General features: G+C 68.4%; 12 protein-coding genes and 2 pseudogenes. 10 read left to right on the top strand and 4 right to left on the bottom strand.

Features of this window, described 5'->3' with window-relative positions; translation table 11 throughout:
- Nucleotides 1-103: 103 nt before the first annotated feature.
- The 6 genes and pseudogenes from QAD21_RS10940 (at nt 104) to QAD21_RS10915 (ending at nt 6,028) form a co-directional block, all read left to right on the top strand.
- Nucleotides 104-2,050, top strand: coding sequence for an NAD(P)/FAD-dependent oxidoreductase (locus tag QAD21_RS10940; protein ID WP_068969818.1), 1,947 nt, complete (start codon nt 104-106; stop codon nt 2,048-2,050).
- A 19-nt stretch (nt 2,051-2,069) separates the two neighbouring features.
- Nucleotides 2,070-2,888: a sulfurtransferase gene (locus tag QAD21_RS10935; protein ID WP_205334115.1), complete on the top strand. Its 819-nt coding sequence runs from the start codon at nt 2,070-2,072 to the stop codon at nt 2,886-2,888.
- Complete coding sequence (locus QAD21_RS10930) at nt 2,885-3,460, top strand: GNAT family N-acetyltransferase (RefSeq protein WP_205334116.1); 576 nt, start codon at nt 2,885-2,887, stop codon at nt 3,458-3,460. The genes QAD21_RS10935 and QAD21_RS10930 overlap by 4 nt, the downstream gene beginning before the upstream one ends.
- 89 nt (nt 3,461-3,549) lie before the next feature.
- Nucleotides 3,550-4,131 (top strand): annotated as a pseudogene (gene zapE, locus QAD21_RS10925) (cell division protein ZapE); the annotation flags it as partial.
- Nucleotides 4,132-4,181: 50 nt separating this feature from the next.
- Nucleotides 4,182-4,571: an AFG1/ZapE family ATPase gene (zapE, locus tag QAD21_RS10920; protein WP_348534513.1), complete on the top strand. Its 390-nt coding sequence runs from the start codon at nt 4,182-4,184 to the stop codon at nt 4,569-4,571.
- A 218-nt stretch (nt 4,572-4,789) separates the two neighbouring features.
- Nucleotides 4,790-6,028 carry an HNH endonuclease signature motif containing protein gene (locus tag QAD21_RS10915; protein ID WP_211540518.1) on the top strand — a complete coding sequence of 413 codons (1,239 nt, stop codon included), beginning with the start codon at nt 4,790-4,792 and terminating at the stop codon, nt 6,026-6,028.
- A 132-nt stretch (nt 6,029-6,160) separates the two neighbouring features.
- Here the strand turns inward: QAD21_RS10915 and zapE (QAD21_RS10910) are convergent, their stop codons facing one another.
- Nucleotides 6,161-7,174 (bottom strand): cell division protein ZapE, encoded by a 1,014-nt coding sequence (gene zapE / locus QAD21_RS10910; protein ID WP_058250238.1) that lies wholly within the window; start codon nt 7,172-7,174, stop codon nt 6,161-6,163.
- A gap of 35 nt (nt 7,175-7,209) precedes the next feature.
- Here zapE (QAD21_RS10910) and QAD21_RS10905 point away from each other — a divergent pair.
- The 4 genes and pseudogenes from QAD21_RS10905 (at nt 7,210) to msrB (ending at nt 11,496) form a co-directional block, all read left to right on the top strand.
- Nucleotides 7,210-7,994: pseudogene (locus QAD21_RS10905) on the top strand (pyrimidine reductase family protein).
- Between the two features lie 79 nt (nt 7,995-8,073).
- Nucleotides 8,074-9,684 carry an alpha/beta fold hydrolase gene (locus QAD21_RS10900; RefSeq protein WP_280361415.1) on the top strand — a complete coding sequence of 537 codons (1,611 nt, stop codon included), beginning with the start codon at nt 8,074-8,076 and terminating at the stop codon, nt 9,682-9,684.
- Nucleotides 9,685-9,742: 58 nt separating this feature from the next.
- Nucleotides 9,743-11,023 carry a glycosyltransferase family 87 protein gene (locus QAD21_RS10895; RefSeq protein ID WP_068969821.1) on the top strand — a complete coding sequence of 427 codons (1,281 nt, stop codon included), beginning with the start codon at nt 9,743-9,745 and terminating at the stop codon, nt 11,021-11,023.
- 41 nt (nt 11,024-11,064) lie between these two features.
- Nucleotides 11,065-11,496 (top strand): peptide-methionine (R)-S-oxide reductase MsrB, encoded by a 432-nt coding sequence (msrB, locus tag QAD21_RS10890; RefSeq protein ID WP_058250317.1) that lies wholly within the window; start codon nt 11,065-11,067, stop codon nt 11,494-11,496.
- Nucleotides 11,497-11,516: 20 nt separating this feature from the next.
- Here the strand turns inward: msrB and hemQ are convergent, their stop codons facing one another.
- The 3 genes from hemQ to hemE are packed head-to-tail and all read right to left on the bottom strand — an operon-like array spanning nt 11,517 to nt 14,740.
- Nucleotides 11,517-12,212, bottom strand: coding sequence for a hydrogen peroxide-dependent heme synthase (gene hemQ, locus QAD21_RS10885; RefSeq protein ID WP_058250316.1), 696 nt, complete (start codon nt 12,210-12,212; stop codon nt 11,517-11,519).
- Between the two features lie 57 nt (nt 12,213-12,269).
- Nucleotides 12,270-13,676, bottom strand: a complete 1,407-nt coding sequence (gene hemG / locus QAD21_RS10880; protein ID WP_068969822.1) for a protoporphyrinogen oxidase — start codon at nt 13,674-13,676, stop codon at nt 12,270-12,272.
- Nucleotides 13,676-14,740 (bottom strand): uroporphyrinogen decarboxylase, encoded by a 1,065-nt coding sequence (hemE, locus tag QAD21_RS10875; RefSeq protein WP_078112320.1) that lies wholly within the window; start codon nt 14,738-14,740, stop codon nt 13,676-13,678. The genes hemG and hemE overlap by 1 nt, the downstream gene beginning before the upstream one ends.
- Nucleotides 14,741-14,770: the final 30 nt, after the last annotated feature.

The raw sequence follows: 14,770 nt of genomic DNA, 5'->3' as shown, positions 1-14,770 counted from the left end.
GACTGAGGACACAGTGGCACAGCCGGCTTTGGTCGTCAAGAGCCGTCAGACGGAGTTGAAGGCGGTGTTGACGTCGCACTACTAACAGTGGTTAGTTTTGGTTATGACATCTGTTTCGCTGCGTCCGGAGACGCGCCCGACCACAGCGGAGATCCGGGCATTCGTGGCGGCGGGCAACATCCCGACCCTGCTCGCGGTCCTCGTGGAGATGACGGGTGACCACCGGTGGATGGCCGATCGATTCCGCCCGACGCGGAGCCGAGGCATGGACGACAACTCCTCGGGCGGGCTCGGAGAGGACGTCCAGCAGGAGATCCGCGCGGCGGTCGTCGACGCCCTCGAGGACTGGTACGACCGTGGCCGGCCTGCGCGGAAGCCGGCCGACGAGGCACTCGTCGCATCGTTGATGTCGTTCACGGCGGGCGAGCAGGTGGCCCCGGAATTCGCGCCGATGATGACCGAGATCGTCCGTGGCGACCTCCGGGATATGCATCTGCCGGCGTTGCCCGATGATCTCGCCACGTCGATGGACGCGCTGGTCATCGGCGCCGGTGTGGCCGGCATGCTGATCTCCACGCAACTCGCCGGAGCCGGCGTCGAGCACACCGTGCTGGAGAAGAACGACGAGGTCGGCGGCTCGTGGTACGAGAACCGGTACCCCGGCGCCGGCGTGGACACGCCGAGCTACCTGTACTCGATCTCGTCCTTCGACCACCCGTGGTCCACGCACTTCGGCAAGCGCGACGAGGTGCAGGGCTACCTACAGGCCTTCGCCGACCGGCACGCGGTGCGCGATCGCGTCCGCTTCGGCACCGAGGTCCTCTCGGCCGCCTACGACGCCGAGACCCAGCGCTGGACGGTCCACGTCCGTAACCGCGAGGGCCACCAGGACACCCTGACCGCCCGGATCCTCATCAGCGCAGTCGGTCTCCTCAACCGCCCGAAGCTTCCCGAACTTCCGGGGATGGACGACTTCACCGGTCCGATCTTCCATTCCGCACAATGGCCGGACGAACTCGACGGGCCCGGCGCGCTCACCGGCAAACGGGTCGCCATCGTCGGATCCGGTGCCAGCGCGATGCAGATCGGGCCGGCCATCGCCGATCGGGTCGGATCGCTGACGATCTTCCAGCGCTCGCCGCAGTGGATCGCGCCGAACGATGACTACTTCGCCCCGGTCGGCGACGACGTGCACTGGCTGATGGACAACCTCCCCGGGTACCGGGAGTGGTACCGCGCACGACTGTCGTGGATCTTCAACGACAAGGTCCACTCGACCCTGCGCATCGACCCGGACTGGCCCGAGCCGACCGCGTCGATCAACGCCGTCAATCACGGTCACCGCGAGTTCTACCTGCGCTACCTGCGCAGCGAACTGGGTGACCGCGACGACCTCATCGACCTGTCGACTCCCGACTACCCGCCCTTCGGCAAGCGGATGCTGTTGGACAACGGCTGGTTTCGCATGTTGCGCCGGCCGAACGTCGAGCTGGTTCCACACGGCGTCGAACGGGTCACCTCCGATGGACTCGTCGACGGCACCGGCACCGCCCACGACTTCGACATCATCGTCTTCGCCACCGGATTCCACAGCGACCGCTACCTCTACCCCATGGACATCGTCGGACGCAGCGGGCAGAACACCGTCGACGCGTGGGGTGATCACGACGCGTACGCCTACCTGGGGATCACCGCACCCGACTTCCCCAACCTGTTCATCCTCACCGGGCCGAACACCGCACTGGGACACGGCGGCAGCTTCATCAGCATCCTCGAATACCAGGTGCGCTATGTCTGCGACGCTCTCCGCGCGATGATCGAGAACCGGCTGGGCGTACTGGAAGTCCGACGTGACGTCACCGAGGAATACAACGACGCCGTCGACCGCGCCCACGCGCAGATGGTGTGGACGCATCCGGCGATGACCAACTGGTATCGCAACCCCGACGGACGCGTCGTCGCCGTCCTGCCATGGCGGATCGTCGACTACTGGGCGCGGACGCGCAGTGTCGACCTCGACGATTTCGTCGCCGAACCCCTCGTCGACTGACGGGACTACCGTGGCTGTCATGACGCCCCTCATCTCCGCCACCGATCTCGCCGCCCGCCTCGGCGAGGAGAACCTCCGCATCGTCGACGCCACCGTCCATCTGACCTTCGATGCCGACGGCGCACACGTCGCCTCCGGTCGGGAGACCTATCTGGCCGGGCACCTGCCCGGCGCGGTGTTCGCCGATCAGATCACCGACCTCAGCGACCCCGACGGCGAGGCACCGTTCGCCGCAGCAGACTCCGCGCGTTTCGCCGATGCGGTCGGCCGCCTCGGCATCGGCGACGACTCCACCGTCGTCGTGTACGACACCGCCAACGGCATCTGGGCCACGCGACTGTGGTGGCAGTTCGGACTCGAGGGCTTCGACGACGTACTCGTCCTCGACGGCGGGTACGGCGCCTGGACCGCGGCCGGCCTCCCGGTCGAGACCGGCGAGGTGACGACCACCGCGGCATCGTTCACCCCGCGCCGCCGGCCCCAGCGGATCGTCTCCACCGACGAGGTCGCCGCCGCCACCGGCGAGTCCTCCGTCCTGCTGGTCAACGCGCTCGACCGGGAGTCGTTCGCGGGCGGCCACATTCCCGGCAGTGTCAACGTGCCGTTCGCCGAACTGGTCGACGACGCGGGGCGACTCCGGCCGCTCGAGGAGCTGCGCGCACTGTTCGCAGACGTCGGCGCCCTCGATCCGTCGGTACGCCCGGTCACCTACTGTGGCGGCGGGATCGCCGCCACCGCAGCGGCTTTCGCGCTGCACAGCCTCGGACGCGACGACGTCGCGGTCTACGACGGATCGATGAACGCCTGGACCGCCGATCCGGCTCGTCCGCTGTCGTGACCGACCCCGGTGCCGCCGACCTCGCCGATGTCACCGTGGAGGTCGTGACCGACCCCGCAGCGGCGGCGGGAGTAGCCGAGGTCGCCGCCGTCACGTTCCCGCTCGCGTGCCCGCCGCACGCTGCACCGGCCGACATCGAGAACTTCGTCGCCGACAACCTGCGGGAGAACAGCTTTCGTGATCATATCGCCGATCCGACTGCCGATGTCCTGGTCGCGCGCGACGGTGTCGGCGGACCGATCCTCGGCTACGCGCTGGTGCTGCATGGCGACCCAAGGCACCCCGACGTGTGTGCGGTCGTGACCGAGCGTCCGGTGAGCGAGATCTCGAAGATGTATGTGCTGCGCGACCATCATTCGCGGCAGGGCGCGACTCCGTCGCACCTGCTCATGGGTGCCGCGCTCGATCGCGCACGGTCGCACGGCAGCGCTCTGGTGTGGTTGGGCGTGAACCAGCTCAACGTCCGGGCCCAGCGGTTCTACACGAAGATGGGTTTCGAACGCGCCGGCGCGAAGACCTTCACCCTCGGTGACAGCATCGAGCACGACTACGTGTTCACGCAGCGGCTGTGAGCCTTCGGTTCGATCGGACGTCGCACCTGGACTGGTGACTTCGGCCACGCGCTGTCAAGACACCACGCTTTCCGTGTGACCATTCGAGAGTGTCCGCAGAGCGTCATGCAGTAGTCACCGCGATCTCGGCGGCGGCCGCCGACGCCGGGATCGTGCTGGACCCTCAGCAACGGCTACTCGTCGATCGGCTCGCCGTCCTCGTTCCGGAGGGACGCCGGCGGACACGACGCTCGTCGGGCCCGCGCGGGCTCTATGTCCACGGTTCGGCCGGTCGGGGCAAGACGTGGCTGGCCGATGCCTTCTACAACGTGAGCCCCGTACCGAGGAAGACGCGGATCCATTTCCACAGCTTTTTCGAGGAACTCCAGCGCCGAGTACACGAGCACCGGCACGACCCGCACTCGCTACGCCTGGGCATGGACGATGTCCTCGGCAACAGCGAGCTGTTGTACTTCGACGAGCTTCACGTGCACGACTCCGGGGACGCACGTCTCCTCATCCGATTGCTGGAGTACGTGCTCGCCCGCCGGATCACCGTCCTCGCGACGTCGAACTACGCCCCGGATGACCTTCTGCCGAACCCCATCTGGCATCACCTCTTCGAGCCCGGCATCACGCTGATCAAGAATCATTTCGACGTCCATCACCTGAACGGGCAGACCGACTACCGCACATCTCCCGCGGGGACTCCGTCGGCTTCGCCGCGGGAACTTGGATCACAGTGCCGCCGTCAGGTCGCGTGTCCGAGACCACCCAGACAGTCGGGCTCACTGTTCGTGGGCGACGTTTCGAGGTCCACTCCGAGCGTGACGGGTGTCTGCAGGCCTCGTTTGCGCACTTGTGTGACGCGCCGGTGTCAACCATCGAGTATCTGACGTGGGCGCGAATGTATCCCCGATGGACGATCACCGACGTACCGACATTCGATGTCGCCGACGAGGAGGCGCAGCAGCGGTTCATCAACCTTGTGGACATCCTGGTCGACGAGGACATCGCCGTCACGTTCACCTCGCCCCACTCCTTGCCCGACTTCTGCGCCGCCGCAACGGCCTCCCGTCCCGATGCATTTCGTATGACCAGTCGTCTGCGGTTGATCCGCTCGACTCCGTAATCGCGGCGTTCCGCCGTCGTGGTCGAATCCCTGGCGTTTTCTTGAGTCGAACCAACTTAAGTTCGCGCCACATCACGGGACAACCGGATACTCCTGTGACTGAAGGTGCGTTCTCGTGGTAATCACGCCTCGATCCACATTCTCAGAGTGATTGCAGTGCAACAGTATTCATGTGCAAAACCCCTGGCGCTCGCCAGGATGTCGAGTACCTTGGAGGCATGACCGATCTCACACTGCTTCTCGATCAACTGGTCGACGCCGAGTCACCAGCTGATGATCCCGCCGGGCGTGCAGCTTTCATCGAGCTGGAGACGCTGCGGCTTATGCGGAACGTGATCGATCACCGGATCGCCATGCGCTCAGCAAAACTGGGTCGCCTACGAGTCGCTGAGCGAAACCACTCGACGCTACGGAGACTGCTGATCGAGATGGGCTTCGCGCCCGCTGTGGCCTCGCGAATCGTGCGGATCGTTGACAGACTAGAAGATCTACCCAAGGTTGCCGGCCACGCCGCCGACGGCCGTCTTTCCGCCGAGATCGTCGACGCCGTCGCCCGCGGCCTGGATCACATCGAGAAGCGCTCGGCCACTGCGCTTGTCGACGACGACCGAGCCGCCTTCGAGACCGAGTTGATCACCCAGGCACTGTCCGGGGCCACGCCCGCAGAGGTGCTGCGACGTGCTCGAGCCCTCGGCAACACGGTTGCCGAGACCAACGGCGGAGTCCCGGCCGCCGAGGATCGGACACTCAATGCCGTCGTCCACAACGTCACCGACGATGGCCGGGTCGAGATCGCCGCCGACTTGACCAACGTCATCGGCGAGAAGTTCATCGCCATGATCGACGAGCGCTCCGTCCCGCGACCCGAACCCGACGGCGCCGGCGATCGCCGCTCGCCCGCAGAACGGCGCGCCGATGCGCTCGAACTGATCCTCGACCAGGCATGCCTGGGCGCCACCGTCCAGACCGCGGGAGCCCCACGCACACAACTGATCCTGACCATCCCCGCCGACGCCACCGACCTCGGCACCCTGCCATGGACGGGCACCATCACCGACACCACCGCCCGCGCTCTCACGTGCGACGGCACCCTGACCGAGATCGTGGTCGACTCGGCCACCGTGCCCCTCGACATGGGTCGCGAAAAGCGGGTCTTCCCACCGGAATTGCGCAAGGCCGTGGTCGTCCGGGACGCCTGCTGCATCAAATGTGGTGCGCCACCGTCACATACCCAGGTCCACCATCTCGAACACTGGGCGGACGGCGGAACGACCAGCCTGGACAACGGCTGCTTGCTCTGCCAGCGATGCCACACGCAGGTTCACCTCCATGGCTGGGACGTCGTCCTGGGTTACGACCGACATCCGTGGCTGATACCACCCGTCGAAGTCGACCCCGCGCGCCGACCGCTCCCCGCCTACAACCGACGCACCATGCGCCTCGACGACGCCGCCTGAGTCACCGGACCTCGACAACCTCGGCCGCCTGCTGGTGGCACGTTGTCGCGGGGGGCCCGAAACCCGGGCTGCTCCACGTACATTGACAACTCCACAGTGTGAGGGCCGCCGACGACGGCCTCTACCCCGAAGTCAGGCCGCCGACTCCGCGAACCGCGAGAGAGCCAGCAGGCGCGACGTGGCGCGTAGGTACTTCTTGCGGTAACCGCCGGCGAGCATCTCCTCGGTGAAGATCTCGTCGAGCTTCGCGCCCGAGACGGTCACCGGGATGTGGGCGTCGTAAAGACGGTCGGCGAGCACCACCAGGCGCAGGGCGACCGACTGGTCCTCGGCCGGGTGCACCCCAGAGATGCAGACCAGGGAGACGCCGTCGACGAGGTCCTTGTACTTCGACGGGTGCAGGGTGCTGAGGTGGTCGCACAGTGCGTCGAAGTCGTCGAGGGTCGCGCCGTCGGTGGACTCGGCGATCTCGGTCAGTTCGGACTCGCTGCGCGGCTCCGGCGCCGGCGGCAGATCGCGGTGACGATAATCGGGACCGTCGACGCGGATCGTCTCGAACACCGAGGACAGCTTGCGGATCTCCCGTAGGAAGTCCTGGGCGGCGAACCGGCCCTCCCCCAGCTGGCCGGGGAGCGTGTTGGAGGTGGCGACGATCGACACGCCCTTGGCGGTGAGTTCGGTCAGCAGCCGGGAGACGAGCATCGTGTCGCCCGGGTCGTCGAGCTCGAACTCGTCGATACACAGCACCGTGTGCTGCGAGAGCCGCTCGACGGCGTTCACGAAGCCCAGCGCGCCGACCACGTGTGTGACCTCGACGAACGTGGCGAACGACTTCGGTGCGGGCATCGAGTGGTAGATCGACGCCAGCAGGTGGGTCTTGCCGACGCCGAAGCCGCCGTCGAGGTACAGACCGACCCCTTGGGCCGGCGCCTTCCGGGAGAACAGGCCCTTCTTGCCCGAGCGCGCCTTCGACGCCCGCGCCACAAAGTCGCGCGCCTTGGCCACCGCCTCGGCCTGCGACGGCTCGTTGGGGTCGGGGATGTAGGAGTCGAAGCTCACGTCGTCGAAGGTCGACGGGGGCACCATCTCGTCGATGAGTGCGTCGGGCGAGGTCGCAGGGTTGCGATCGCAGAGTCGGGCCACCATGTGTGGAGAGTAGCCAGGCGCGGAATGATGAACGCATGTTCCACCTGCAGAAAGCGACCCAGGTCACATCCGAGGACGAGCTGGTCCGGCTGGCCGAGCTCTACTCGTACCCACCTCGATCGTCCACGGATCCGGACGACGCGCGCCGTTCGTGCGGGCGAACATGGTGTCGTCGATCGACGGTGCGGTCACCGTCGACGGCAAGTCCGGCGGTCTCGGCGGTCCCGGCGACAAAGCCGTGTTCCGCGTGCTGCGAGGGCTCGCCGACGTCGTCCTCGTCGGTGCGGGCACGGCGACCACCGAGGGATATGGGCAACCCGAGCCCGACGACGCCCTCGCCGCAGTCCGGCGATCGCTGGGGCAGGCGCCCGCCCCGGCACTCGCGCTTGTGTCCCGGTCGCTGTCGATACCGCCCGACTTCGAGCCCGTGTCCCACGAGAACACCGTCGTCCTCACCTGTTCGAACGCGCCCGCCGATCGCCGGCGGGCTCTGCTCGATGCCGGCGCGACGCTGGTGGACTGCGGCGACGACGCCGTGTCGACCGCGGCCATCCTGGAGCACTGCGGTGTTCGCGGATGGTCCCGGGTGCTCTGCGAGGGCGGTCCGAGTCTGCTCGGTTCGCTCGTGGCGGCCGATGCCGTGGACGAGCTGTGTCTGACCACGAGCCCGCACCTCGTCGGCGGGATCGCCGGCCGTATCGCGGTCACCGACGAGGGGGCGGCGGTCCTGCGCGCACTGCACCCGGCGTCGATCATGACCGATGACGACGGGTTCGTGTTCACCCGCTGGGTCCGCGACGGCCGCCCGTCCACAGGATGAGCTGTCCGCTCCCGGTCCGGGACTCACCCCGACACCCGGCTCGAGCGTCCTCCCGGATTCGTTGACTACGCTCGCGGACATGCCAAGAGCGCACACCCCGGCCGTCGGCGCAGCACCGAACACACGCCCGAGGGCTCTCGCGGGTGTGGTCGCCGGCGTGATCGCGGCGATCGTCCTGTCCTCTTGCGCCGTCGGTCCCGATCGTGGTCCCGACTTGATCCCGGGCGGCGGCGGTCAGGAGGGGCCGGCACCGTCGTCGTCGACCGCCCCGCCCGCCCCGGCGCTGGCGGTGCCGAAGACCGACCTCGAGTGGAGCGAGTGCGCCGCCGAGACCAGCGAACGGTACGGGGTGCCGCGTCCGGAGGGCGTGACGATCGAATGCGCCGAATACGACTCGCCCATCGACCGCGACCAGCCCGACGGCGAGGTCGTGTCGATCGCGGTGACGCGCGCCCGGACCGCGGACACCCCACCCGACGCCGCGCCGCTCGTCCTCACCTCCGGTTCCGATCTGCCGTCGTCGCGGACCCTGATGGTGATGGCCGCCGGCCAGGGCCGGGCGTTCCTCTCCTCGCACCCCGTGGTCGCGGTCGACCATCGCGGCATCCCGCTCAGCAGCGACATCGACTGCATGACCCGACTCGAACGCACGACGATCGCCAACAACGGCCTCGTCGACCGCGCCACGACGACGGACGCGCGGATCTCGCGCCTGTCCGCGGCCGCATCATCGGCCTCGGACGGGTGCACGGAGACGCTCACCCCCTACCAACTGAGTTTCGGGGCCGCGAACGCCGCCGCGGACCTCGAGTCCCTTCGCCAGCGCTGGGGCGTCGAACATCTGGGGCTCATCGGCACCGGTGAGGGTTCCGACGTCGTGCTCACCTACGCCTCCATGTACGGCGGACGTGCCGGGCGGATCATCCTCGACACCCCGACCCCGTTCGGCGCGAACGCACGCGATCGCGCGCAGTCGCAGGCGCAGGGCGTCCAGGTGGCGCTCCAGGGCTTCGCACAGCGGTGCTCGGCCCTACCGGGCTGCGCGCTCGGGTCCAACGGGGTCGCGACGATGACCCGCATGCTGGGCAAGGCACGGGCGGGCGACCTCGAGTCGCTCTCCGACACGGCCGCTCTCGATGCGATCACCACGACCCTGGCCCTGGCGCCGGACCGCCCGCAATCGTTGCTCGACCTCGCAGATGCCATCGCAGCGGCCGACCGCGGCCAGACCGCGGCGCTGGTCCGCCTCGCCGATCGCGCCGCGACCCTGCGGCTCCCCGACGGCGCCCTGGTGTCCCGCTGCAACGACGTGACCGGCCCGGTCGGTCAGAACGAGGTGCCGGGTCTGGTGGACGCGTGGTCCAAGCAGAACCCCCTCACCGGCGCGAACAGTGCGCTGTCACTCGTCCGGTGCAACGGCTGGGCGTCGGGCAATCCGGTCCGGCCACCCACGTCGCTGCCCGCCGACCCGTTGATCCTCAACGGGACGCGCGACCCGATCAACGGTGGCGAGGGAGCCAATGCGCTGGTGCCGCTGTTCATGAACGCCGAGGCCGAGCCAGTGACCGTCACCTGGGACGGCCTCGGGTATTCGGTCCTGGGACGCAGTGCGTGCGCCGCCGGGGTCGTGGCGGAGTACGTCGATCGGGCGCCGCTGCAGGGTCCGACCCAGCGGGGCTGCCCCACCTGAGTCCCCGGACCACGCCGCACGGTTCTGAGCTCGGCGGCGCGCGTAGTACGGTTCGCGGGTGGCCAATCTCGACAGGTATCTCTATCCCCCGATGAGTGCTCAGCGGATCATCCCGATGGTCCTGTGGCCGATCAGCCTGCTCATGGTCGTGCACCGCTCGGTGTTCCTCGGTGTCAACGGTGACCGCACCGACGACTTCAAACCGGTGTACGCCGCGGCCTACAACTTCCTCAACGGCCTGCCGGTCTACGGCGAGAACTACGCCACGGTCGACCCGCACTACCTCTACCCGCCGTCGGGCACCCTGCTGATGGCGCCGGTCGCCGTCATCGACTACGAGCGCGCCCGCTGGGCCTTCATCGCCGCGAGCGTCATCGCGCTGCTGATCTGCGCCTACCTGCTCACCCGTATGTTCGGGTTCGCGTTCAACTCGTGGGTCATGCCGACGGTCCTGTTCTTCTTCTTCAGCACCGAGACCGTCTCGCACACACTGATCTTCACGAACTTCAACTCGTTCGTGCTCCTCGGCCTCCTCGCCTTCCTGATGCTGATGCTCAGCCGGCACGACTGGTGGGCGGGCGTGCCGATGGGCCTCACCCTCGCGGTGAAACCGGTGCTGGCGCCGCTCATGCTGCTCCCGCTGCTCAACCGGCAGTGGCGGGTGTTCGCGCTCGCCATCGTGGTTCCGGTCGTCCTGACGATCGTCGCCTGGCCCCTGTCGGTCGACGCGAACGACTTCATCAGCCGGACCGTCCCGTACCTCGGCGAGGCGCGCGACTACTACAACAGCTCGATCGCCGGCAACGGCGCGTACTTCGGCGTCGCACCCTGGCTGGTACTACTGCTCCGCGTCGCCTTCGTCGCGATGGCCGCGTTCTCGCTGTGGTTCCTGTACCGCTACTACCGCAAGACCAACGAGTTGCTGTGGATCACGGCATCGTCGGGGGTGCTGCTGTGCACGACCTTCCTCGTCGGTTCGCTCGGCCAGGGCTACTACTCGATGCTCCTGTTCCCGCTCCTGATGACGGTGCTGCTGCCCGGATCGCCGATGCGCAACTGGCCCGCCTGGCTCGGTGTCTACGGGTGCATGACCTTCGACGGTTTCTACTCCGACCGCTGGACGGCGTTCGGCTGGATGGTCGAGTACAACAAGGTCACCTGGGGTTGGTCACTCCTGATGATCGCGGTGTTCTGCTCGCTGCTGTTCCGCTACCTCGACATGCGGTCCGACGGGGTGGCCGGCATGGTGCCGCCGGTCCGCTCGGAGACCGACGCGCCGAGCATCCCCGCCACCGAGACCACGACTTCCACGAGCGAGACCGTGGGCCTGTCGAAATAGTGCTGCCAAAGCCGGTCCGGCAGCGCGCTACCGTGGAGGACATGACCGACAGCACCCCGTCGACCGACGCCGAGAATCTCGCCGAACTCACCGACGAGCAATGGCGCCAGCGCCTGACGCCGGCCGAGTACCGTGTCCTCCGCCAGGCGGGCACCGAGGCGCCGTTCACCGGTGAGTACACCGACACCAAGACGGTCGGCATCTACCGGTGCCGCGCCTGCAACACCGAACTGTTCCGTAGCGAGCAGAAGTTCGAATCGCACTGCGGCTGGCCGTCGTTCTTCTCCCCGCTCGCCGGCGACAAGATCATCGAGGTCGAGGACAACTCGTTGGGCATGCGGCGCGTCGAGGTGCTCTGCGCGAACTGCAAGAGCCACCTCGGCCACGTCTTCGCCGGTGAGGGCTACGACACCCCCACCGACCTGCGCTACTGCATCAACTCCATCAGCCTGACGCTGGAACCGGCCGAGTAGCGGCCGGTCCCGCGCTCTGCTCAGGGCAGGGCGTCGATCAGCGCCGGCACCTCGACCCGCGGTCCGGTGAAGAACGGGGTCTCCTCGCGCACGTGCATCCGCGCCTCCGTGGCGCGCAGATCACGCATGAGATCGACGATGCGGTGCAGCTCCGGCGCCTCGAAGGCCAGCAGCCACTCGTAGTCACCCAGCGCGAACGACGACACCGTGTTGGCGCGGACGTCCTTGTACGCGCGCGCTGCCTTCCCGTGGTCGGCGAGCATCTTGCGCCGCTCCTCGTCGGGCAGCAGGTACCACTCGTAGGACCGCACGAACGGGTACACGCAGATGTAGTTGCCGGGGTCCTCGCCCGCGAGGAACGCCGGGATGTGGCTCTTGTTGAACTCGGCGGGCCGGTGCAGCGCGACGTTGCTCCACACCGCGTTGCACGCCCGTCCCAGAACGGTCTCGCGACGGAACTTCGCGTAGGCGGCCTGGATCGGCTCGACGTCCTCGGCGTGCCACCAGATCATGAAGTCGGCGTCGGCGCGCAGGCCCGACACGTCGTAGACACCGCGGACGACGACGCCGGTGTCCTCGAGGGACTTGAAGAAGTCCGCGGCGTCGGATTTGGCCTGATCGCGATCAGCACCCAGTTCACCTGGGCGGACCGCGAACACCGAGAACATCAGGTAGCGGATCGTCGAGTTGAGTTCTGCGTAATCCAAGCGGCTCATGGATGCCATCGTGCCACCGGCGCCCACCCGGCGACCAGGCAGGTCAGCGGAGTCGGGTCACGTCAGATCTGCCAGCAGTTCGGCCGCCGCGCGACCGGCCCGACCGATACAGGCCGGCACCCCGACCCCGACATACGACGACCCGGCCAAGGCCAGACGCGACGGCCGCGCGGCCAGCACCTGCGACATCGCGGCGAGGTGCCCGGGCGCATAGACCGGCAGTCCGTCGTCCCAACGCTGGACGTATGCGTCGACGACCCGCGACGACACCGGCGCGACACCGGCGGCGCGGCACACCTCGTCGAGGTCTTCGAGTGCCTCACGACGCAGCCGGTCGTCGACGCCGGGTTCGGTCGTCTCATCCGGTACCACCGCACCGAACCTCCCGAAAGACGCCCGCACCGAGACCGGCCGGTCCGCATCCGACAGATGCGCCCACTTCTGCGAGCTGAACGTGAAAGCCTTGGCGCGCAATCCTTCTCCGGTCCCCACCAGCACACCGGAGTGATCGGGCAGCTCGGTCCCCGGCGCGAGCGCGATCGACACCACCACCGACGAGGCGCCCCGGACCGAGCGCAACGGCGCAGACAGGTCCGGCGCGGACCGACCCAGTAGCTCCGCCGCCCGCCAGGCCGGCACGGCCAGGAGCACGGCGTCGTACGGTCGCGGGTCGCGAGCCGCACCGAAGTCGAGCACCCACCCGGCCCCCGACGGAGTGACATCGGTGACCGGACACGAGATCTCGGGTTCGACGCCGGCCGCGGCCCGCAGGGCGTCAAGGAGGACTTGGTATCCGCCCACGAGGGCGCCGAAGACCGGCCCCGAGGCCCCGGCCCCCGCGGCGATGAGGTCGCCGACGGCAGCGGTGAGCGACGGCGCGCCCGCGTCGAGGCGCGTGGCCAGCGCCGGTAGCGCCTCGCGGACCCCGATGTCGGAGGCGAGACTGGAGTACACACCCCCGAGCATCGGGTCGACGCTGCGCGCCACCACCGAGGGCCCGAACCGGTCGGCGACCAGCTGCCCGACCGACGTATTGGTCCCGGCTTCCCACCGCATCGAACGGTCGGGTTCACCGGACATGCGGTCGACGTCCTCGGGGTCGGCGAGACCGTCGACGACGGCCGGTCCGGCCGGGATGCCCATCAGCGCCGGACTGGGCAACGGATGCAACCGCTTACCCGACCACACCGCGGGACGGCGCGGCGTCGGCGAGACGATCCGGTCGGCGAGGCCCAGTTCGGTGACGAGTTCGAGCGCCTCGGGTCGCCGGACGATGAACGCCTCGGCCCCGACGTCGACGGCCCGACCGCCCACCGTCGTGGTGTGCAGGACCCCGCCCACCCGTCCGGAGGCCTCGAGCAGGTCGAGGTGCGCGTCGGGCCCGAGCGCACGACGAAGGCGGTAGGCGGCGGTCAGACCGGAGATCCCGCCGCCGACGATCGCGATTCGGACCCGCGGGGACATCAGAGGCTGTGGATGACTTCGACGGCGCGTGTCAGCACGTCCGGGTCGGTGCCGGGCAGCACGCCGTGTCCGAGGTTGAAGATGTGCCCGACCGCCCCGGCGGCGATCGCCCGGTCACCGTCGGCGACCACCCGGCGGACCTCGGCGTCGACGACGTCGGGGCCGGCGAACAGCAGTGTCGGATCGAGGTTGCCCTGCACTGCCTTACCCGGACCCACCCGGCGCACGGCCTCCTCGAGCGGCACACGCCAGTCGACGCCGATGACATCGGCACCGACATGCGCCATCGGGGCGAGCAGCTCACCGGTGCCGACGCCGAAGTGGATGCGCGGGACGCCGTACCCGGCGACCTCGGCCAGGACACGGGCGCTGTGCGGTGCGACGAAACGCTGGTAGTCGGCGGCCGACAGCATGCCCGCCCACGAGTCGAAGAGCTGGATCGCGTCGACCCCGGCCTCCAGCTGGACGCGCAGGAACGCGATGGTGATGTCGGCGAGACGCGCCATCAGCTCGGCCCACGTCTCCGGGTCGCCGTGCATCATCGCCTTGGTCCGCTCGTAGTTGCGGCTCGGGCCGCCCTCGATGAGGTACGAGGCCAGGGTGAACGGCGCTCCGGCGAAGCCGATCAGCGCCACCTGGTCCCCCAGCTCGCCGAGCAGCAGTTCGATGGCCCGCGCGATCGAGCCGACCGCCGCCGGTTCCAGCCGCGGGATGCGCGACACCGCGTCGGGCGAGCGCACCGGCTCGGCGATCACCGGCCCGGTGCCCGCGACGATGTCGAGGTCGATGCCGGCGGCCTTGAGCGGCACCACGATGTCGGAGAACAGGATCGCCGCGTCGACGTCGTGCCGGCGGACGGGCTGCATGGTGATCTCGCAGACCAGTTCGGCGTCGAAGCAGGACTCCAGCATGCCGTGATCGGCGCGGATGGCCCGGTACTCGGGCAGCGAGCGGCCTGCTTGCCGCATGAACCACACCGGCCGGCGTGACGGGGTCGCGCCGGTGGCCGCGGCGACGAGCGGCAGGTTCGACCTATGGACCCGGGTACCAGTTGCGTTCGACATCACCGCTTACTCTGCCATGCCCCTCGATCT

The organism is Gordonia sp. SMJS1 (assembly GCF_029866425.1).
GTDB lineage: Bacteria > Actinomycetota > Actinomycetes > Mycobacteriales > Mycobacteriaceae > Gordonia > Gordonia hongkongensis.
The sequence above is the reverse complement of the archived record's forward strand: the minus strand, read 5'-3'. Positions and strand labels throughout refer to the sequence as shown.